The organism is Serratia sp. 121840015-1, from assembly GCF_053627655.1.
Genome location: NZ_JBSEYF010000001.1, coordinates 1,142,976 through 1,162,193, shown reverse-complemented (window position 1 = coordinate 1,162,193; position 19,218 = coordinate 1,142,976). Strand labels below are relative to the sequence as shown.

Sequence of the window (19,218 nt, the reverse complement as noted above, 5' to 3'; positions counted from 1 at the left end):
AATATTGTTAGGTAACATATGCGCTAAATTCATTTTCTGCCTCGTCTTCTCAGGAGTTATTTTGCCCGAATCATGCCCATGCGGCAGCGGACTGGCGTATAACGCATGCTGTGCCCCTTTTATCAGCGGCAATCAACCGGCGCCGACGCCCGGCCAGCTGATGCGTTCACGCTTCACCGCCTACGTGAATCATAACGTCGATTATCTGATCGCTACCTGGCACCCCGACTGCGGCGCCGAAGCCTGGCGCAATGCGATCGTCGACAGCTTTAAAAATACCGAATGGCTGGGCCTGACGATCGTGGAAGAGAAAGCCGGCCATGAGCCGGACGAAGGCTTCGTCGAATTCATCGCCCGTTTTACCGATGGCGAAAGCGGCGAACCGCAGGCGATGCATGAGCGCTCGCGCTTCCTTCGTCGCGATCAACGTTGGTATTATATCGACGGCACCAAACCCCAGCCCGGCAGAAATGCAATTTGTCCCTGTGGCTCAGGGAAAAAATACAAGAAGTGCTGCGGGCGCTAGCCGGCCGGCGCTTCACGTTTACGCCTGCGCAGACAGGACGTTCAGTATCAGACAGGATCCTCAAACCCATGCCACACCAAAATGTACAACGGAAAGTGTTACGCACCATCTGCCCGGACGCCAAAGGGCTGATCGCCAAGATCACCAACATCTGTTACAAGCACGAACTCAATATCGTTCAGAATAATGAGTTCGTCGATCACCGCACCGGGCGTTTCTTCATGCGTACCGAGCTGGAAGGCATTTTCAACGACAACACGCTGCTGGCCGATCTGGACAGCGCGCTGCCGGAAGGTTCGCTGCGCGAGCTGCACAGCACCGGGCGCCGCCGCATCGTGGTGCTGGTCACCAAAGAGGCCCACTGCCTGGGCGATCTGTTGATGAAAAGCGCCTATGGCGGCCTCGACGTTGAAATCGCCGCCGTGATCGGCAACCACGACACGCTGCAAACGCTGGTGGAACGTTTCGATATTCCTTTCCATCTGGTGAGCCACGAAGGCTTGACGCGTGAGCAACACGACCGCGAAATGACGGCCCAGATCGATCAATATCAGCCGGATTACGTGGTGCTGGCCAAATATATGCGCGTGCTGACCCCGGCCTTCGTGCAGCATTATCCGAATCAGGTGATCAACATTCACCATTCGTTCCTGCCGGCGTTTATCGGCGCGCGCCCTTACCACCAGGCCTATGAGCGCGGGGTAAAAATCATCGGCGCCACCGCCCACTACGTTAACGACAATCTCGACGAAGGCCCGATCATCATGCAGGACGTGATCCACGTCGATCACACCTATTCCGCCGAGGATATGATGCGCGCCGGGCGCGACGTAGAGAAAAATGTGCTCAGCCGCGCGCTGTATCAGGTGCTGGCACAGCGCGTCTTCGTCTACGGCAACCGCACCGTTATTCTGTAATCGTTCAATAAATCGGTGCATTTCGTTCAGGGATGCACCGTCAAGAATAAAAAAACGGCAAACGATTCATTTTCTGCATTTCAATGCTTTACACATCCGCTTCATTTGATATGATGCGCCCCGCTTACCGAGACAGCGCTCTCGCAAGCAAGGCCAGTTAAATAGCCATGTAATATGGTGGGGTTCCCGAGCGGCCAAAGGGAGCAGACTGTAAATCTGCCGTCACTGACTTCGAAGGTTCGAATCCTTCCCCCACCACCATCTTTTCGTTGCTGATACGCATTGGGTTAAAGCGAATCAGAAAGGGAAGGATAACGTGCTTTAGCGCGGCCCGAAGGGTGAGGAACGAAGTGACGAATAATCCTTCCCCCACCACCATCTTTTCTCCGCCAGGAGCGAAGAAGCAGTAAAGAAGCCGGCCAGGTTTCTTCCGGATAAAACCGGAGCAACAATTAGTAAATCCATGAATATCATGGTGGGGTTCCCGAGCGGCCAAAGGGAGCAGACTGTAAATCTGCCGTCACAGACTTCGAAGGTTCGAATCCTTCCCCCACCACCATCCCTTAAAAAAAATCCCTGAACCAAGTTAAAACGCATCGCATCCATAATGCTCCGCATCGGGGAAGGATGAGAAGCTTCGACCAAGGTTCGAGTCTCACGCAGTGAGACAACGCGCTTTAGCGCGGCCCGCAGGGTGAGTCGCACAGCGACAAATCATCCTTCCCCCACCACCATCTCTTGCAAAAACTCCCTAAACCGACTTAAAGCACACCGCATCCATAATGCTCCGCACCGGGGAAGGATGAGAAGCTTCGACCAAGGTTCGAGTCTCACGCAGTGAGACAACGCGCTTCAGCGCGGCCCGCAGGGTGAGTCGCACAGCGACGAATCATCCTTCCCCCACCACCATCTCTTGCAGAACATTCCCAAATCGACTTAAAGCACATCGCCCCCAATGCTCTCGTATCAATAAAACTCAATTACCCCCCCTTATTCCCCGCGTTCACCTCGATGTTTTATTTCCTCACTCCCAGCCGTAACTTGAACTCCGGCCGACAATTCGCTATACCACTGGCTTCTTTAGTGCAGTAAGGAACAGGTGGATGCGAAACAATATTTGCGTTTTTTGTGGCGCCAGTGAAGGCGTCAATCCCGCTTATGCCGAGCAGGCTCGTCAACTGGGGCAGCTGCTGGCCGCAAAGGGGCGCCGTTTAATCTACGGCGGCGGCAAGAAAGGATTGATGGGGATCGTGGCAGATGCAGTGTTGGCGGCGGGCGGTGAAGCTGTCGGCATTATCCCCGAGCGCCTGGTTGAAGCGGAAACCGCGCATCGCGGCCTGACCGAACTGGAAGTGGTGCCTGATATGCATACGCGCAAAGCCCGTATGGCCGCGCTGGCGGACGGTTTTATCGCCCTGCCCGGCGGCATCGGCACGTTGGAAGAGTTGTTTGAAATCTGGACCTGGGGACAAATCGGCTATCACAACAAGCCGGTCGGCCTGCTGAACGTTAACGGCTTCTACCGCCCGCTGAGCCAATTCCTCGAACACGTCGCCGATCAGGGCTTTATGCGCCACGACTATCTCGGCACCCTGCACATCAGTGAATCGGCGCAAACGCTGCTGCAACAGTTTGACGATTATCAACCCAAAAATTACGACCGCTGGGCGAAATAAACCCGCTGCGCAGCCAGCGGCCCTACCGCTGTCTGCGTTACATTTCCCGCCAAACTCTGCTACTATCACAGCACATTTTTCTCGTGAAAACGGCACCGCTCATGAAGTTTGTCTCTTTTAATATCAATGGACTGCGCGCGCGTCCGCATCAGCTGGCGGCAATTATCGAACAGCACCAGCCCGACGTGATCGGCCTGCAAGAAACGAAAGTTCACGACGACATGTTCCCGCTGGAAGAAGTCAGCCAGCACGGCTATCACGTGTTCTATCACGGGCAAAAAGGCCATTACGGCGTAGCGCTGCTGACCAAAGCGGAGCCTCTGGCCGTGCGCCGCGGTTTCCCGACCGATGAAGAAGATGCGCAGCGTCGCATCATCATGGCCGATCTGGCGACGCCGCAGGGCACGCTGACGGTGATCAACGGCTACTTCCCGCAAGGTGAAAGCCGTGACCACCCGATCAAATTCCCGGCTAAAACACGCTTTTATCAGGATTTGCAAAACTACCTGGAGCAGCAGCTGTCGGCGGAATCCCCGGTGTTGATCATGGGTGACATGAACATCAGCCCGAGCGATTATGACATTGGCATCGGCGAAGACAGCCGTAAACGCTGGCTGCGCACCGGCAAGTGTTCCTTCCTGCCGGAAGAGCGCGAATGGATGGACCGCCTGCTGAACTGGGGCCTGGTAGACACCTATCGCCACGCCAACCCGGGGCGCAACGACGAATTCTCGTGGTTCGACTACCGTTCCAAAGGGTTCGACGACAACCGCGGCCTGCGTATCGATCTGCTGCTGGCCAGTACCCCGCTGGCTTCGCGCTGCATCGCCACCGGCATCGATTATCAAACCCGCGGTATGGAAAAACCTTCCGACCATGCGCCGGTCTGGGCGGAGTTTACGCTGTAACCCCATCACCCCGGCGCTCGCCGGGGTTTTACTCTGTGAAGCCAATGAAAATTATCGACGTGGTAGCCGCTATTCTGGAACAGAACGGCCACATTTTACTGGCCCAGCGCGGCACAGGCAGCGATCAGGCCGGTCTGTGGGAGTTTCCCGGCGGCAAGGTTGAAACGGGCGAAAGCCAGCCAGAAGCGCTGGCGCGCGAGCTGGATGAAGAATTGGGAATTTGCGCCCGTATCGGCGACTATGTGGGCAGCAATCAGTGGCAGCAAGGCGAACGCATCATCCGCCTGCACGCCTGGCAAGTCACGGCGTTCTCCGGTGAACTGCAACAACGCTGCCACTCGGCGTTGGTCTGGGTTACGCCGCAGCAGGCGCAGGAATACGCCCTGGCGCCCGCCGACGTTCCACTGCTGGCGGACTATATCGCCGCGCAAAGCGGTGCACGCTGAGCGCGGCGACAGGTTACATCGTCACTTCTTCAATCGCACCCAAATCAAGGGGTTGGTGCCGATGGTGTTAGGTTCACGCACGCACTGCAGCACTTCCCCTTCCACTTTAAGCACCGCGCCCTCGGAATAGTTTTGATTCTGGTAGACGCAACAGCGGTTGCAGGGCTGTGCCGGCGGTGGGTTGACGCCGCTTTTGGCCGTGCCCCAAATCTCCGGCGAAACCGGTAACACCACGTCCACATCGCCGCGATTGGCGACTGCCAGGCCGGAAAACATCAGGGCAGCGGCAGCCAATCCCCCACTGAGTCCACGCTTCATTCACTCTTCTCCTGCGCCTTGCCGGCGCTTTTCCTGCGTTTTTTGCCTCCGCTGGAGGGCGGCGGCGGCAATCCACGAAACGCCATGCTCGCCCGGCTCTGCTTAGCCTGATAAATCAGCTCTTGCAGCGTGCCGACCAACGGCTGCATAAAGTCCTGATAGCGGCAGGATTTCTCGCTGATTTGCGTCAGCGTGGCTTCCCAGTTGGCCGTCATATCAGGGCGCGCAGCAAGATCCGGCAGCGAGTGAATCAACGCGCGCCCGGTTTCGCTGGAGTGAATATAGCGTCCCTTCTTGTACAGAAACGCCCGCTTGAACAGCAATTCGATGATCCCCGCTCGCGTCGCTTCCGTTCCTAAACCATCGGTCGCCCGCAGGATTTTCTTTAACGCTTTATCTTGTACGAATCGCGCGATGCCGGTCATAGCCGACAACAGACTGGCGTCGGTAAACGGCCGCGGCGGCTGCGTCTGGCGCTCCACCACTTCACCGCGCTCGCACAGCAGCTCATCGCCTTTGTCCACCACCGGCAGCGGTGCACCTTCGTTTTCCTCATCGCGCTCCTTGCTGCCCAGCAGCGTGCGCCAGCCGGCTTCCGCCAGGAAACGCGCCTTGGCGATAAATTTGCCGCCGGCGATATCCAGCTCGATCACGCATTTGCGGAACACCGCATCCGGACAAAACTGCATCAGGTACTGGCGCGCCACCAGCCCATACACGTTCCGTTCATCCTGCGTCAAATTGACCTTGCCGGCGCGGGCGGTGGGAATGATGGCATGGTGCGCATCGACCTTTTTATCGTCCCAGCAGCGGTTGCGGCGATCGCTGTCGATCACCGGCTGCGGATACAGCTCGGGTTGGTGCACGCTGATGGCGTTCAGCACCGCGTGGCGGCCGGCAAAATGCTCTTCCGGCAGATAGCGGCAGTCGGAACGCGGATAGGTGATCAATTTGTGGGTTTCGTACAGCCGCTGGCAAACGTCCAGCACCTGTTGCGCGCTGAGGTTGTAGCGCCGGGCCGCCTCGATTTGCAGCGTGGAAAGCGAGAACGGCAGCGGTGCGGTATCTGATTCCCGTTTATCATTATAGGCCGTGACCAGGGCCGGCTGGCCCTCGATGCGCTTGACCACGTGTTCCGCCAACGGCCGGTGCAGCAAACGCCCTTCTTCATCCTGATAAGGTTCACAGGAGTCGCTGGGTTGCCACAGCGCCACAAAGCGTTCTTCTTTCGGCGTGACGATGTGCGCCTTAACCTCAAAGAAGTCTTTTGGCACGAAGTTTTCGATCTCTTCGTCGCGACGCACCACCAATCCGAGCACCGGCGTCTGCACCCTGCCCACCGACAGCACGCCGTCGTAACCGGCGTTGCGGCCCAACAGCGTATAGGCGCGGGTCATATTGATGCCGTACAGCCAGTCGGCGCGCGAACGCGCCAGCGCGGACACGCACAGCGGGATAAAGTCTCGGTTGTCGCGCAGGCGCTCGACCGCACGCTCCACCGCCTGCGGGTTGAGATCGTTGATCAGACAGCGGCGCACGTTCTGGCGCTTCTCCGCCGTCAAATCCAGGTAGTCCAGCACCTCATCCACCAGCAGTTGCCCTTCGCGATCCGGGTCACCGGCGTGAACCACTTCATCGGCTTCGAGCAGCAGCTTTTTAATCGCGCTGAGCTGTTTGCTGACCGAAGGCCGCGGCTGCAAGCGCCATTTTTCGGGGATGATCGGCAGATCCGCCAACGACCAGCGCGCATAGCGGCTGTCATAGGCGTCAGGCTGAGCCTGCTCCAGCAGGTGGCCGACGCACCAGGTCACCACGTCGTTGTTGCCACAGGCGATATAGCCGTCGCCACGGCGATGCGGCTTGGGCAAGACGTCGGCAATGGCGCGCGCCAAACTCGGTTTCTCGGCTATGAACAGTCGCATTAATCACCGTTTTTCTGGCTGAACGTCATCAAGAATTCTCTTACTTCTGCATAGTTCCCACGGAAGACGATCCGCTGGGCTTTCTTTTCCAACTGATAGCAATACATCGGATCGTAGTACTGCTGCAACAGAGGCGCCAACCATTCGCGGTGCGCGTCGCCCTGGCCGCTGAGGCGCTGAGCCCGCAGCGCCGCCTCCAACCGCTGCGTCAGCTGCTGGAAGCGCTCCAGGCCCAAACGGCGGCGGATGGCGAACAGGCCGTGATGCAAATAGTCGTCGTACTGCCGCCAACCTTCTTCCACGCCATAGGCCTGTTCGAACTGTTCGCGCATACCGTCGATATATTCCGCCTGCAGGCGCGCCAGGCGAATGTCGAACGGATCGTCGATCACCGCCACCGGTGCCTGCTGCATGCCGTTGAACAACGGCAACGGCAGATTGTTGCTGCCGATGATCCGCCCTTCGTCTTCCAGCACCCAACGGCGGCTGCCACCATGCTGTTTTTTCAGCAATAACACAGCCAGACGATTCTCAAAATCTATCTGCGAGCTCTGTCCCGCCAGCGTTCGGCCAAAAGATGAACCGCGATGGCGCGCCGCGCCTTCCAGATCGACGCCGTCGGCCAGTTCGTTGACCAGCAGCGTCTTGCCGCTGCCGGTATTGCCGCCCACCAGGGCCATCGGCAATGCCGCGCTTTGCGTCAGTACACCGAGCAGATAATTGCGCAGTGCCTTATAACCGCCAGTGATACGCGGATAATCCACGCCGGCCTCATGCAGCCATTGCTGCACCAGCTGCGAGCGCAGCCCGCCGCGGAAGCAGTAAATATAGCCTGCGGGCCGCTCTGCGCAGGCCGCCAGCCAGGCGGCGGTGCGCTGTTCGCGCAGTTTGCCGTTCACCAGGCTGTGGCCAAGCGCGATCGCCGCTTGTTGCCCATGCTGCTTATAGCAGGTACCGACCGCCTGGCGTTCGCTGTCGATCATCAGCGGTAAATTCACCGCCTGGGCGAAGGCGCCCTGCTGAAACTCGATCGGCGCGCGCACGTCAATCAGCGGCACGTCCTGCAGGAAAATTCGTGGGTAATCGTCGCTGTCCGGCCTTCCTTGCATGTTGGACACTACGCAACCTCGATCAGCGGCTGCCCGGTCTGTGCGGCATGCAATTCGCCGATAGCGTTAAGCGTGATACCGTGCTGCTCGGCAATTGCCAGCACCTGCGCCTCCGACTCAGGCAATACCGCCAACAGCAAGCCGCCGGAGGTTTGCGGATCGCACAGCAGCTGGCGCTGCAAATCGCTCATCTCGCCCACCAGATGGCCATAGCTGTCGAAGTTGCGCCCGGTGCCACCCGGCACGCAGCCTTCGGCAATATACGCCTCGACGTCCGGCAGCTTCGGCACCCGATCGAACCAGACCGTCGCCTGCAGACCGGAGCCCTGGCACACCTCGCTCAGGTGACCCAGCAGACCAAAGCCGGTGATATCGGTCATCGCCGTAACGCCCGCCACCTCGGCAAAGTCGGCGCCCGGCTTGTTCAGGCGGCACATCACTTCCGTCGCCAGGCCCTGATGCTCTGGGCGCAGCTTGCTTTGCTTCTCGGCGGTCGTCAGCACGCCGATGCCCAGCGGCTTGGTCAGATAGAGTTTCGCACCGGCCTGTGCGGCGCTGTTTTTCTTCACCCGCTCGGTATTGACCACGCCGGTCACCGCCAGGCCGAAAATTGGTTCCGGCGCATCGATGGAATGGCCACCGGCCAGCGCGATGCCCGCCTGCTGGCAGGCGAAACGCCCGCCGTCGATCACCTGCTGCGCCACCTCCGGTGGCAGTTTGGCGATCGGCCAGCCAAGAATGGCGATCGCCATGATCGGTTTGCCGCCCATAGCGTACACGTCGCTGATGGCGTTTGCGGCCGCAATGCGGCCGAAATCGAACGGATCGTCGACGATCGGCATGAAGAAATCGGTGGTGCTGATGATGCCGACGCCGTTGCCGATGTCGTACACCGCCGCGTCGTCGCGGGTTTCATTGCCGACCAGCAGGCGCGGATCGACAAACTTTTCCCGCTCGCTGTGCAAGATGGTTTCGAGAACTTTCGGTGAGATTTTGCAGCCGCAGCCAGCGCCATGGCTGTACTGGGTTAAACGGATCGCTGGCGATGTCATAGTCCACTCCCTTCGGTAACGGCACTCAAGATATCATAGGGTAGCGCTTGCCGAGGGGATTGATAAGAGCGGGCCGCCGATATGCGAACGGCCTGCTCAGAAACCATGCAATTTTGCGGGGTTTGGCGCATTTTCGCCGCGCCCCGCGGGAGAAAACTCAGAAATAGCTGACGAAAGGCGCGCTGTCCGGCGGCGTCACCTTGGTGGCGGCCTTCAGCTGTGGCGTGCCCAGATAGAGGAAACCGACGATCTCATCCTGCTCGCGGCAGCCGAAGGCTTCGCGCACCAGCGCATGCTCGGTCCAGGCGCCGGTGCGCCAGATGCCGTTAAAGCCCTGCGCCAGCGCCGCCATCTGCATCGCCTGCACCGCGCAACCGGCGGAAACCACCTGCTCCCAGCGCGGCACCTTGGTCTCTTCAGTACAGTGGGCGATGACGGTGATGATCAGCGGTGCGCGGAACGGCGCCTTGGTGGCCTTTTCGATCGCCGCTTCGTCCAGTTGATCCTGCTTCGCCGCCGCCTGCAGCAGCTGGCTGAAGCGCTCCAGGCCCTGATTTTCGATCATCACGAAACGCCACGGCTGCAGCGCGCCGTGATCGGGCGCACGCAGGCCCGCGTTGATGATATTTTGACGCACTTCCCCCGCCGGCGCCGGTTCCGCCAGGCGCGAAGCCGAGCGGCGATTCAATAAAAGATCCAGAGCATCCATCGTAAACTCCTGATAACAATTTTCATTCCGGCCACGTTAACATAGCTAAACGACGAGTTACAGCCTCGGCGATAGCGTCTGCGTGCCACGATTTAAAGCTGACATTTACCCGGCCGCTCATTAGGATAGCGGAACATTCTCGACTCTTGTTGGAGAGCACATGCGCACATTGTGGCAAATTATTGCCGGCATTTTCCGGTGGACATGGCGTCTGCTGAATTTTATCAGGGAACTGATCCTTAACCTGTTCCTGGTCTTGCTGATCCTGGTTGGGGTCGGCATCTATCTGTCCTTCCAAAGTTCCTCCACCTCGACGGCCCCGGCGCGCGGCGCGCTGATGGTCGACTTAAGCGGCGTGGTGGTCGATCAGCCTTCGGTAAACAACCGGGTGCGGCAATGGGGCCGCGAACTGTTGGGTGCCTCCAGCAGCCGCCTGCAGGAAAACTCGCTGTTCGACGTGGTGGACAGCATCCGCAAGGCCAAAGACGACAAAAACATTACCGGCATGGTGTTGCAGCTGAATGACTTCGCCGGCGCCGATCAACCGTCGCTGCGTTATATCGGTAAGGCACTGCGCGAGTTCCGCGACAGCGGCAAGCCGATCTTCGCCATCGGCGACAGCTACAACCAGACGCAATATTTCCTGGCCAGCTACGCCAACAAAATCTACCTGTCGCCGCAGGGCGCGGTCGATCTGCACGGTTTCGCCACCAACAACCTGTATTACAAGTCGTTGCTGGACATGCTTAAAGTCACCACCAATATCTTCCGCGTCGGCACCTATAAATCGGCGGTCGAGCCGCTGATCCGCGACGATATGTCCCCGGCGGCGCGCGAAGCGGACAGCCGCTGGATTGGCGGCCTGTGGCAAAACTATCTGGAAACCGTGGCGGCCAACCGCCAGCTGACGCCGCAGCAGCTGTTCCCGGGCGCCGCCGGCGTGCTGAGCGGCCTGCAGGCGGCCGGTGGCGACACCGCCCGCTATGCGCTGGACAATAAGCTGGTGGACGAGCTGGCCTCGCGCACCGCGATCGAAAATCAGCTGGTCAAAACCTTCGGCTGGGACAAGCAGGCGAACGATTTCAACGCCACCAGCATCTACGACTACCAGCCGAAGCCGGACGCCAACCAGGGCGGCAAGATCGCCGTGGTGTTCGCCAACGGCGCCATCATGGACGGCCCGCAGACGCCAGGTAACGTCGGGGGGGATACCACCGCCGCCGAGCTGCGCCAGGCGCGCCTGGATCCGGCCATCAAGGCCGTCGTGTTCCGCGTCAACAGCCCGGGCGGCAGCGTCAGCGCATCCGAAGTGATCCGCTCCGAACTGGCCGCCGTGCGCGCCGCCGGCAAGCCGGTGGTGGTTTCGATGGGCGGCATGGCCGCGTCGGGCGGCTACTGGGTTTCGACGCCGGCCGACTACATCATCGCCAGCCCGAGCACCCTGACCGGCTCCATCGGCATTTTCGGCATCATCAACACCTACGAGAAAACCCTGGATACGCTGGGCGTGCACACCGACGGCGTGGCGACCTCGCCGCTGGCCGACATTGCGGTCACCAAGGCATTGCCGCAAGAGTTCTCGCAGATGATGCAGCTGAACATCGAAAACGGGTATAAGAACTTCCTCGATTTGGTCGCCAAATCGCGCAAGATGACCCCGCAGCAGGTTGACCAAATCGCGCAAGGCCACGTCTGGCTCGGCAGCGACGCCAAGGCCAACGGCCTGGTCGATCAATTGGGCGATTTCGACGACGCGGTGAAGAAAGCCGCCGAACTGGCGAAGCTGCAGCAGTGGCAGCTCGACTGGTTCGTCGATACCCCAAGCCTGAGCGATATGGTGCTCAGCCAGTTCGGCGTTTCCATTCACGCCATGCTGCCGGCGGCGATTCAGGCCATGCTGCCCGCCCCGCTGGCCTCGGTCGCCAACGCGGTGAAAGAACAGCCGGGCTTGTTCAATAACCTGAACGATCCGCAAAACCGTTATGCGATCTGTCTGACCTGCGGAGAAGTCCGCTAACAAATAATTCTGCAGCCCGGCCATCGCCGGGCTTTTTTTCTGCCGCCATGCCCCTATAATTCAGCCCATCTTATCTTTGTTAAAATCATGACCATGCAAAAGAAATCCATTTACGTCGCCTACACCGGCGGCACCATCGGCATGCAGCGTTCCGATCACGGCTATATCCCGGTTTCCGGCCACCTGCAGCGCCAGCTGGCGCTAATGCCCGAATTCCATCGCCCGGAAATGCCGGATTTCACCATTCATGAATATGCGCCATTGATCGACTCTTCGGACATGACGCCGGAAGATTGGCAGCACATCGCCGACGACATCAAACAGAACTACGATCGCTACGACGGCTTCGTGATCCTGCACGGTACCGACACCATGGCGTTCACCGCATCGGCGCTCTCCTTCATGCTGGAAAACCTGGCTAAACCGGTGATCGTCACCGGTTCGCAGATTCCGCTGGCGGAGCTGCGCTCCGATGGCCAGACCAACCTGCTCAACGCGCTGTATCTGGCGGCTAACCATCCGGTGAACGAAGTCAGCCTGTTCTTCAACAACAAGCTGTTCCGCGGCAACCGCACCACCAAAGCGCACGCCGACGGCTTTGACGCCTTCGCCTCCCCGAATCTGCCGCCGCTGCTGGAAGCCGGCATTCACATTCGTCGCCAGCACGGCATCGACAGCCCGGCTTGCAACGGCGCGCTGCGGGTGCACGACATCACGCCGCAGCCGATCGGCGTGGTCACCATCTATCCGGGCATTTCCGGCGCGGTGGTGCGCAACTTCCTGTTGCAACCGGTCAAGGCGCTGATCCTGCGCTCCTACGGCGTCGGTAACGCGCCGCAAAAGGCCGAGCTGATCGACGAGTTGCGTGCGGCCTCCGAACGCGGCATCGTGGTGGTCAACCTGACGCAGTGCATCTCCGGGCGCGTCAATATGGAAGGCTACGCCACCGGTAACGCGCTGGCGCACGCCGGGGTGATCAGCGGTTTCGACATGACGGTGGAAGCCGCCTTGACCAAGCTGCACTACCTGCTGAGCCAGCCGCTGACGCCGGAACAAATCCGCGCCCTGATGCAGCAAGACCTGCGCGGCGAACTGAGCATCAACGGTTAACCTACTGATCTTTGGAGCGGCGATGAAAACGGCCCTGTTGTTGATCGATCTGCAAAACGATTTCTGCCCCGGCGGCGCGCTGGCGGTCACGGCGGGCGATACCGTCATCCCGGTTGCCAATCAGGCGATCGCCGCCTGTTTGGCGCGTGGCGAGCCGGTCGTGGCCAGCCAGGACTGGCACCCCGCCAATCACCGCAGCTTTGCGGTGAATTCCCATGCACAGGTCGGCACCCTTGGCGAGCTGGAGGGCCTGCCGCAGGTGTGGTGGCCGGTGCACTGCGTGCAAGGGAGCCACGGTGCCGATTTTCACCCCCGGTTGCAGCGGCAACATATCAATGCCGTTTTTCGCAAAGGGCAGGAGACGGACATCGACAGCTACAGCGCCTTCTTCGATAACGGCCACCGTGCACAGACCGAACTGCACGGCTGGTTGCAATCGCAGGGCGTCCAGCGGCTGGCAATCATGGGCCTGGCGACCGACTACTGCGTCAAGTTCAGCGTGCTGGATGCGCTGGCTGCCGGCTATCCAACGCAGGTGATCGTCGACGGCTGCCGCGGCGTGAATCTGCAGCCGGACGACAGCGAGCGGGCGCTGCAGGACATGGCGCGCGCCGGTGCACAACTGGTTACCCTGTCACAATTCCTCGCCAGCTAAATCCTCCGGGGCGCCACCGGCGCCCTCTCTGCGCGGCGGCGAAAATATCGACGCCGCTCACAATACCGCCCTTCTTCTTCCCCAACGGCTTGTGACCGGCAGGCGCTTTTGCTGTTATGGCTGCGACGCTTTTGGCGTCAATCGGTTATACGCATCCGGGGCCCGCTGAGCCCGGCTTTATTGTGACCGCCTCTGGCGGTACGGTCGGCCTTGCCGACCCAAGGAGAAAGACATGAAAATAACCCGAAAACTGCTGCCTTTACTGGCGGCGGTGCAGTTGGCTATGGCCGGCGCAGGCACGGCTAAGGCGGCTTATCTCTCCGTCGGCTACTTCAACGGCGGCGGCGACGTCACCGCCGGCCCCGGTGGCGACATCGACAAGCTGGACGTCACGCAAATCACCCACCTCAACTATTCGTTCGGCCTGATCTACAACGGCGAGAAAGACGAAGCCAATGCGGCGCTGAAAGACCCCGCTCGCCGCCACCAGATCTACCTGTCGCCGAAGGTAACGGCCGATCTGCAACGGCTGCCGGTGCTGCGCAAACAGAACCCCGAGCTGAAAGTGCTGCTGTCGGTCGGCGGCTGGGGCGCACGCGGCTTCTCCGCCGCTGCGGCGACTGCGGAAAACCGGGCGATATTCATCCGCTCCGCGCTGCAGGTGATCGCACAGTATCAGCTGGATGGTATCGATCTGGACTGGGAATATCCGGTGAACGGCGCCTGGGGGCTGGTGGAAAGCCAACCGGCAGACCGCGACAACTTCACCCTGCTGCTGAAAGAGCTTCACCAGGCGCTGGGTAAAGGCAAGCTGTTAACCATCGCCGTCGGGGCCAACGTCAAAAGCCCGCAGGAATGGGTCGATGTGAAAAGCATTGCCCCTTACCTCGACTACATCAATCTGATGACCTACGACATGGCTTACGGCACGCAGTATTTCAATGCCAACCTGTACGATTCAAAGCGTTGGCCAACCGTGGCGGCCGCCGACCGTTACAGCGCCGATTTCGTGGTAAAGAATTATCTGGCTGCCGGACTGAAACCGGCAAAGATGAACCTGGGCATCGGTTTCTACGGCCGGGTACCGAAGCGGGCGACCGAGGCGGGCATCGACTGGGACAAGCCGGACGCCGCCAAACATCCGGTGACGCAGCCATACTTCAGCACGCGCGAAACCGCCCTGTTCAACGCGCTGGGGCTGGATCTCGGCAAAGACACCTACTTTAAATACCACGATATCGTCAGCAAATTGCTCAACGATCCGCAGCATCGTTTTCGCGAGCACTGGGATGACGACGCCAAGGTACCTTACCTGACGCTGCAATCCGCCGCAGGCAAACCGCTGTTCGCCATCTCCTACGAGAACCCGCGTTCGGTGGCCATCAAGGCCGAGTACATCAAAAGCCAGGGATTGGGAGGGGCGATGTTCTGGGAGTACGGCGCGGACGATAACAACCGGCTGGCACAGCAGCTGGCGGAATCGCTGGGTATCAAGGGCGAAAAACGGTGAACCGACGGGGCGATGGCGTCATCGCCCCGCTTTAGGGCAACCTTACTGCGGTTTGAGTTTGGCCAGCGGCTCGGCAACGAACTGCTGTTTCAGCTCTTGCTTGCTCTTCATCACGATCTGCCCGTCGGTGCCGATGCTCATGTGCTGCGGATCGACGTTGTTCATCGACTGCCACAGCATCACCGCCTGCAGGCTGTTTTCTTTTTGCTCCGGCGTCAGCGCCACGCCATCCGGCCATTTGCCCAGCTCAACCGCCTGTACCAGGCGCTGGTATATCTCGGGCGTCATCGCCGCAATCAGATCTTTCACGTCCATCAGAGCCCTTCTCGCTTAACAGATGAATAATTAGCTGAATCGATTTTGTTGGTTAAATTACCACTTAGCCGGCCGTTTGGTCGCCATTTTCGCCATCGGTGAAACTCAGCGAGGCGGAGTTGACGCAATAGCGGTCGCCGGTCGGCTGCGGGCCATCGGGGAAAACGTGCCCCAGGTGCGCGTCGCAATGACCGCAGCGGATTTCAACACGGTGCATATTATGTGAATTATCATCAAGATAACGGATTGCATCGGCGGAAACCGGCTCATAAAAGCTCGGCCAGCCGCAGCCGGAATCGTATTTGGTTTCGGAATAGAACAGCGGCTGGTTACAGCACAGGCAATGGTACACGCCCTCGCGCTTGTTGTGCAGCAATTTGCCGCTGAACGGCGCTTCGGTGCCGCGCTGTTGCGTCACATAACGTTGGATTTCATTCAGTTCCGTGACCGGATGACCGGGGGTTGTCTCTTTAGCCATTTGTGCTTATCTCTGAATGTGGATAATGTCAACGAAAACAATGATTAATAATAACAAAAAATTAACACCGCTGCAGGGGTTTTTGGCCTAAACTGTAGCCCATAAAGGCCACGTCACGATGATATGTGATAGCGATCACACATCTTGCGTATGCTGACTTTATACTTGGCGGCTTGTCCCCATATAACGGATGAGGCCGAGCGAAAATGGACTGTGCAATAAGCGTGCAAAACCACCCTTCCGGTTTGACTTGCCGCAAGAATTGACACGATTCCGCTTGACGCTGGGTAAGGTTTTTGTAATTTTACAACCAACCTTTTATTCACTAACAAATAGCTGGTGGAATATATGACTATCAAAGTAGGTATCAACGGTTTTGGCCGTATCGGTCGCATTGTTTTCCGTGCTGCTCAAGAGCGTTCTGACATCGAGATCGTTGCAATCAACGACCTGTTGGACGCAGAGTACATGGCTTACATGCTGAAGTATGACTCTACTCACGGCCGTTTCAACGGTACGGTAGAAGTTAAAGACGGCCACCTGGTTGTTAACGGCAAAACCATCCGTGTTACCGCAGAGAAAGACCCGGCTAACCTGAAGTGGAACGAAGTGGGTGTTGACGTGGTTGCTGAAGCGACCGGTATCTTCCTGACCGACGAAACCGCACGTAAACACATCACCGCTGGCGCTAAAAAAGTCGTTCTGACTGGCCCATCCAAAGATGCGACCCCAATGTTCGTGCGTGGCGCCAACTTTGACAAATATGCCGGCCAGGACATCGTGTCCAACGCCTCTTGCACCACCAACTGCCTGGCGCCACTGGCTAAAGTCATCAACGACAACTTCGGTATCGTTGAAGGCCTGATGACCACCGTTCACGCGACCACCGCCACTCAGAAAACCGTTGATGGCCCGTCCCACAAAGACTGGCGCGGCGGCCGCGGCGCATCCCAGAACATCATCCCTTCTTCTACCGGCGCAGCGAAAGCGGTTGGCGTTGTTCTGCCAGAGCTGAAAGGCAAACTGACCGGTATGGCGTTCCGCGTACCGACGCCTAACGTATCCGTTGTTGACCTGACCGTGCGTCTGGAAAAAGCGGCTACCTACGAAGAAATCAAGAAAGCCATCAAAGATGCCGCTGAAGGTTCTATGAAAGGCGTTCTGGGCTACGTTGAAGACGACGTGGTTTCCACCGATTTCAACGGCGAAGTGCTGACTTCCGTGTTCGATGCCAAAGCCGGTATCGCACTGAACGACAACTTCGTGAAACTGGTTTCCTGGTACGACAACGAAACCGGTTATTCCAACAAGGTTCTGGACCTGATCGCTCACATCTCCAAGTAATGGCATGATGTTAAGCTGATAATGAGGGCGACATTTTTGTCGCCCTTTTTTATTTGTCTCTCCGGCAAACATTAAGGTAATGAAATGAACGAGAAAATTTTCACCCTGCCCGTTTCCGAACAGATTTCGCCTTACATCAGCCAGCGTCAACTCGATGAGCTGGGCGTGGTTGTGGTGTCGCACCCGAAAGTGCGCGCGGCCGTCGCGCTGCAAGGCGCCCATTTGCTGGCCTGGCAGCCCAGCGGTGAGCAGCCGGTGATTTGGCTCAGCAGTAATACCCCCTTCGCCAAAGGTAAGGCCATCCGCGGCGGCGTGCCGATCTGCTGGCCGTGGTTCGGCCCGGTAGCACAACCCTCCCACGGTTTTGCCCGCAATCAGCCCTGGAGCCTGACGGCGCACGATGAAGATGACAACGGCGTCATCCTGACCTTTACCCTGAAAGACAATGAGCAGACCCGCAAACTGTGGCCGCACGCCTTCACGCTGATTGCCCGCTTCAAGCTGGGTGCGGAGTGCGAGATCGAGCTGGAATCGCACGGCGATTATCAGGCTACGGCGGCGCTGCACAGCTACTTCCAGGTCGGCGACATCGATCGGGTCAGCGTGGCGGGCCTGGGCGAGCCTTATATCGACAAGGTGGCGGGCGGCGCTGAGGCGCGCCAGGCGGGCGAAGTGACCTTCGTCGGCCAAACCGACCGCGTCTACACCCGCCCGGAGGCCTTCAGCCAGATCCGCGATCCGGCGCTCGCGCGCACCATCGAGGTTCACCACCATCATATGAGTGACGTTATCGCCTGGAACCCGGGCGTAGAGCTCTCCTGCAGCATGGGGGATATGCCGAACGACGGTTACAAGACCATGGTCTGCGTAGAGACCGGGCGCGTCAGTAAACCGCTGGTCGCCGCCGGCGAACAACCGGCCCGTTTGGGTGTGACCTTCCGCAGCCGTAAGAAAGCCTGAAAAGCCGTGCGCGGCAGCGCACCACAGATGTGCAAAAGGGGCGCCAGCGCCCCTTTTTGATGCACGCCATGCACGATGATCGTGCAATGCGTGATTAGAAGGTGTAGCTCACACCCGTCATCAGCAAACCGGTGTAGGATTTATCCACCATCGGACTGTCTTTCACTTCATCAGACAACTTCACATAGCGGCCGACGAAGAAGGCATTCCAGCTTTTGTTGATCTGGTAATTGGCGCTCAGCTCGAGATAAGGCGCCCAGCTATCGCCTGGGGTGTAGCTGTCAAGGCCGCTGCGGCGCGATTCATTGGCGCTGACGCCATAGTAATATTTGTTCTGGTTCTTGCTGTTCCACATCACGCCCACGCCTGGGACCAGCGTCAGCGCGTCCAGATCAAACTTGTACAGGTAAGCCACATCGCCCACCAGACCGTTGCTGTTGTTCAGCGTGTCGCCGGTGAAGGTGGTGCGGAGGGTGCCCCACTCGGCGTTGTGCGAGTAGGCCAGGCCGGCCATCAGCGTGCCGCGGCGCTTGTCGAGACGCTTCATGCGATCATCGTCGCTGTCGCCCGGACGGTAGCCCCATGGCGTGTAGTAACCCATGATGCTCAGCTGGTTTTCTTGATCCTTCCACAGGTAGTAACCGGCGGTCAGAGTACGGAAGTAGAAGTCGTCACCTTCATAGTCGATAACGGGCACCGGATAAACGCGGTCCTGATAACCACGATACGCGTCCGGGCTAACCAGCGCGGCAGCGCCGAGTGACCAGGTTCCCGCCTGAGCACTTTGCGCACAAACCATTGCGGAAGCGATAATTGCTAGCGTTTTGAGTTTTGAAATCTTCACTGGTTCTTTTTCCATAAATTACAGGGTTAATAGCTGCAACAGTTTATGTGAAAATTTAGTTACGCGCCTAATCTTTACAATAGAAAACGACCAAGATCGAATAACTTATAGCGGAATTATGAATTAATCATGGCGGAACGGTGACGTTTCATCCCGCAGGCCGCGCCAGACAAGGCATTTGGCTCACACGGTAATAACTGAGTCATTGATATGACTTAAAAAAAGCTTTTTCTGCGGCAGGAAATTTTCCGGCAAGCAAACTAAGCTTAAATCAGAAGGTGAATTTATCCTGGGCCCAGTGGCATACAGCGCAACTCGCGATAATAAGCGCACCAAGTTGGCATACGGGTTGCTGTACTCAGGCGTATTCTCATCTTTCGGGAGCCAGAACACTATCACACG

At 58.6% G+C, this 19,218-nt stretch carries 19 protein-coding genes, 2 tRNA genes and 3 other RNA genes; 16 read left to right on the top strand and 8 right to left on the bottom strand.

Features of this window, described 5'->3' with window-relative positions:
* Positions 1-61: 61 nt before the first annotated feature.
* The 10 genes from ACUXAC_RS05635 to ACUXAC_RS05590 all read left to right on the top strand — a co-directional run bounded on the left by ACUXAC_RS05635 (position 62) and on the right by ACUXAC_RS05590 (position 4,473).
* Positions 62-526 (top strand): YchJ family protein, encoded by a 465-nt coding sequence (locus tag ACUXAC_RS05635; RefSeq protein WP_038877235.1) that lies wholly within the window; start codon positions 62-64, stop codon positions 524-526.
* A gap of 68 nt (positions 527-594) precedes the next feature.
* The gene (purU, locus tag ACUXAC_RS05630) at positions 595-1,443 is read left to right on the top strand and encodes a formyltetrahydrofolate deformylase (RefSeq protein ID WP_060423821.1); all 849 of its coding nucleotides are present in this window, start codon (positions 595-597) and stop codon (positions 1,441-1,443) included.
* 176 nt (positions 1,444-1,619) lie between these two features.
* Positions 1,620-1,704, top strand: a tRNA-Tyr gene (locus ACUXAC_RS05625).
* 29 nt (positions 1,705-1,733) lie between these two features.
* A non-coding RNA gene (locus ACUXAC_RS05620) (RtT sRNA) lies at positions 1,734-1,821 on the top strand.
* A 96-nt stretch (positions 1,822-1,917) separates the two neighbouring features.
* Positions 1,918-2,002, top strand: a tRNA-Tyr gene (locus ACUXAC_RS05615).
* A 47-nt stretch (positions 2,003-2,049) separates the two neighbouring features.
* A non-coding RNA gene (locus tag ACUXAC_RS05610) (RtT sRNA) lies at positions 2,050-2,177 on the top strand.
* A 47-nt stretch (positions 2,178-2,224) separates the two neighbouring features.
* Positions 2,225-2,352: non-coding RNA, RtT sRNA (locus ACUXAC_RS05605), on the top strand.
* 194 nt (positions 2,353-2,546) lie between these two features.
* Complete coding sequence (locus ACUXAC_RS05600) at positions 2,547-3,119, top strand: LOG family protein (RefSeq protein ID WP_387441319.1); 573 nt, start codon at positions 2,547-2,549, stop codon at positions 3,117-3,119.
* 101 nt (positions 3,120-3,220) lie between these two features.
* Positions 3,221-4,027, top strand: a complete 807-nt coding sequence (gene xthA, locus ACUXAC_RS05595) for an exodeoxyribonuclease III (RefSeq protein ID WP_033634797.1) — start codon at positions 3,221-3,223, stop codon at positions 4,025-4,027.
* 44 nt (positions 4,028-4,071) lie between these two features.
* Positions 4,072-4,473: a pyrimidine (deoxy)nucleoside triphosphate diphosphatase gene (locus tag ACUXAC_RS05590; protein WP_060423827.1), complete on the top strand. Its 402-nt coding sequence runs from the start codon at positions 4,072-4,074 to the stop codon at positions 4,471-4,473.
* 21 nt (positions 4,474-4,494) lie between these two features.
* Here ACUXAC_RS05590 and ACUXAC_RS05585 read toward each other — a convergent pair whose 3' ends face one another.
* The 5 genes from ACUXAC_RS05585 to ACUXAC_RS05565 form a co-directional block, all read right to left on the bottom strand.
* Positions 4,495-4,791 carry a YnjH family protein gene (locus ACUXAC_RS05585; RefSeq protein WP_049271911.1) on the bottom strand — a complete coding sequence of 99 codons (297 nt, stop codon included), beginning with the start codon at positions 4,789-4,791 and terminating at the stop codon, positions 4,495-4,497.
* A complete protein-coding gene (locus ACUXAC_RS05580; RefSeq protein ID WP_164267975.1) occupies positions 4,788-6,713 on the bottom strand; it encodes a DNA topoisomerase III in 1,926 nt (641 codons plus the stop codon). Before ACUXAC_RS05580 ends, ACUXAC_RS05585 begins: the two co-directional genes overlap by 4 nt.
* The gene (mnmH, locus tag ACUXAC_RS05575) at positions 6,713-7,822 is read right to left on the bottom strand and encodes a tRNA 2-selenouridine(34) synthase MnmH (RefSeq protein ID WP_102985028.1); all 1,110 of its coding nucleotides are present in this window, start codon (positions 7,820-7,822) and stop codon (positions 6,713-6,715) included. The genes ACUXAC_RS05580 and mnmH overlap by 1 nt, the downstream gene beginning before the upstream one ends.
* 8 nt (positions 7,823-7,830) lie before the next feature.
* The gene (selD, locus tag ACUXAC_RS05570) at positions 7,831-8,874 is read right to left on the bottom strand and encodes a selenide, water dikinase SelD (protein WP_060423833.1); all 1,044 of its coding nucleotides are present in this window, start codon (positions 8,872-8,874) and stop codon (positions 7,831-7,833) included.
* Positions 8,875-9,031: 157 nt separating this feature from the next.
* Entirely contained in the window at positions 9,032-9,583 is a 552-nt protein-coding gene (locus ACUXAC_RS05565) for an NAD(P)H nitroreductase (RefSeq protein WP_060423835.1), read from the bottom strand.
* A 160-nt stretch (positions 9,584-9,743) separates the two neighbouring features.
* Here ACUXAC_RS05565 and sppA point away from each other — a divergent pair, with 160 nt between their 5' ends.
* From sppA to ACUXAC_RS05545, 4 genes are all read left to right on the top strand, one after another.
* A complete protein-coding gene (sppA, locus tag ACUXAC_RS05560; RefSeq protein ID WP_454266541.1) occupies positions 9,744-11,600 on the top strand; it encodes a signal peptide peptidase SppA in 1,857 nt (618 codons plus the stop codon).
* Positions 11,601-11,693: 93 nt separating this feature from the next.
* Complete coding sequence (gene ansA / locus ACUXAC_RS05555; RefSeq protein WP_047730911.1) at positions 11,694-12,710, top strand: asparaginase; 1,017 nt, start codon at positions 11,694-11,696, stop codon at positions 12,708-12,710.
* 22 nt (positions 12,711-12,732) lie between these two features.
* Entirely contained in the window at positions 12,733-13,365 is a 633-nt protein-coding gene (pncA, locus tag ACUXAC_RS05550; RefSeq protein ID WP_387441323.1) for a bifunctional nicotinamidase/pyrazinamidase, read from the top strand.
* A 232-nt stretch (positions 13,366-13,597) separates the two neighbouring features.
* The gene (locus ACUXAC_RS05545; RefSeq protein WP_330112824.1) at positions 13,598-14,875 is read left to right on the top strand and encodes a glycoside hydrolase family 18 protein; all 1,278 of its coding nucleotides are present in this window, start codon (positions 13,598-13,600) and stop codon (positions 14,873-14,875) included.
* A gap of 42 nt (positions 14,876-14,917) precedes the next feature.
* Here ACUXAC_RS05545 and ACUXAC_RS05540 read toward each other — a convergent pair whose 3' ends face one another.
* Both ACUXAC_RS05540 and msrB read right to left on the bottom strand, forming a co-directional pair.
* Positions 14,918-15,190 carry a YeaC family protein gene (locus tag ACUXAC_RS05540; protein ID WP_033634809.1) on the bottom strand — a complete coding sequence of 91 codons (273 nt, stop codon included), beginning with the start codon at positions 15,188-15,190 and terminating at the stop codon, positions 14,918-14,920.
* 64 nt (positions 15,191-15,254) lie between these two features.
* The gene (gene msrB, locus ACUXAC_RS05535; protein ID WP_004932219.1) at positions 15,255-15,668 is read right to left on the bottom strand and encodes a peptide-methionine (R)-S-oxide reductase MsrB; all 414 of its coding nucleotides are present in this window, start codon (positions 15,666-15,668) and stop codon (positions 15,255-15,257) included.
* Between the two features lie 348 nt (positions 15,669-16,016).
* Between msrB and gapA the strand changes: the two genes are divergently transcribed.
* Together gapA and ACUXAC_RS05525 are read left to right on the top strand one after the other, a co-directional pair.
* Positions 16,017-17,012, top strand: coding sequence for a glyceraldehyde-3-phosphate dehydrogenase (gapA, locus tag ACUXAC_RS05530; protein WP_004932222.1), 996 nt, complete (start codon positions 16,017-16,019; stop codon positions 17,010-17,012).
* Positions 17,013-17,096: 84 nt separating this feature from the next.
* Positions 17,097-17,972 (top strand): D-hexose-6-phosphate mutarotase, encoded by an 876-nt coding sequence (locus tag ACUXAC_RS05525; RefSeq protein ID WP_060434801.1) that lies wholly within the window; start codon positions 17,097-17,099, stop codon positions 17,970-17,972.
* Positions 17,973-18,066: 94 nt separating this feature from the next.
* Here ACUXAC_RS05525 and ACUXAC_RS05520 read toward each other — a convergent pair whose 3' ends face one another.
* Positions 18,067-18,831 (bottom strand): MipA/OmpV family protein, encoded by a 765-nt coding sequence (locus tag ACUXAC_RS05520; protein ID WP_015378103.1) that lies wholly within the window; start codon positions 18,829-18,831, stop codon positions 18,067-18,069.
* Positions 18,832-19,218 lie beyond the last annotated feature (387 nt).

Bases quoted from the DNA above. Each gene is read 5' to 3' on its own strand.
- purU (WP_060423821.1), top strand. From the start codon at position 595: ATGCCACACCAAAATGTACAACGGAAAGTGTTACGCACCATCTGCCCG.
- ACUXAC_RS05600 (WP_387441319.1), top strand. From the start codon at position 2,547: ATGCGAAACAATATTTGCGTTTTTTGTGGCGCCAGTGAAGGCGTCAAT.
- xthA (WP_033634797.1), top strand. From the start codon at position 3,221: ATGAAGTTTGTCTCTTTTAATATCAATGGACTGCGCGCGCGTCCGCAT.
- ACUXAC_RS05590 (WP_060423827.1), top strand. From the start codon at position 4,072: ATGAAAATTATCGACGTGGTAGCCGCTATTCTGGAACAGAACGGCCAC.
- ACUXAC_RS05585 (WP_049271911.1), bottom strand. From the start codon at position 4,791: ATGAAGCGTGGACTCAGTGGGGGATTGGCTGCCGCTGCCCTGATGTTT.
- ACUXAC_RS05580 (WP_164267975.1), bottom strand. From the start codon at position 6,713: ATGCGACTGTTCATAGCCGAGAAACCGAGTTTGGCGCGCGCCATTGCC.
- mnmH (WP_102985028.1), bottom strand. From the start codon at position 7,822: ATGCAAGGAAGGCCGGACAGCGACGATTACCCACGAATTTTCCTGCAG.
- selD (WP_060423833.1), bottom strand. From the start codon at position 8,874: ATGACATCGCCAGCGATCCGTTTAACCCAGTACAGCCATGGCGCTGGC.
- ACUXAC_RS05565 (WP_060423835.1), bottom strand. From the start codon at position 9,583: ATGGATGCTCTGGATCTTTTATTGAATCGCCGCTCGGCTTCGCGCCTG.
- sppA (WP_454266541.1), top strand. From the start codon at position 9,744: ATGCGCACATTGTGGCAAATTATTGCCGGCATTTTCCGGTGGACATGG.
- ansA (WP_047730911.1), top strand. From the start codon at position 11,694: ATGCAAAAGAAATCCATTTACGTCGCCTACACCGGCGGCACCATCGGC.
- pncA (WP_387441323.1), top strand. From the start codon at position 12,733: ATGAAAACGGCCCTGTTGTTGATCGATCTGCAAAACGATTTCTGCCCC.
- ACUXAC_RS05545 (WP_330112824.1), top strand. From the start codon at position 13,598: ATGAAAATAACCCGAAAACTGCTGCCTTTACTGGCGGCGGTGCAGTTG.
- ACUXAC_RS05540 (WP_033634809.1), bottom strand. From the start codon at position 15,190: ATGGACGTGAAAGATCTGATTGCGGCGATGACGCCCGAGATATACCAG.
- msrB (WP_004932219.1), bottom strand. From the start codon at position 15,668: ATGGCTAAAGAGACAACCCCCGGTCATCCGGTCACGGAACTGAATGAA.
- gapA (WP_004932222.1), top strand. From the start codon at position 16,017: ATGACTATCAAAGTAGGTATCAACGGTTTTGGCCGTATCGGTCGCATT.
- ACUXAC_RS05525 (WP_060434801.1), top strand. From the start codon at position 17,097: ATGAACGAGAAAATTTTCACCCTGCCCGTTTCCGAACAGATTTCGCCT.
- ACUXAC_RS05520 (WP_015378103.1), bottom strand. From the start codon at position 18,831: ATGGAAAAAGAACCAGTGAAGATTTCAAAACTCAAAACGCTAGCAATT.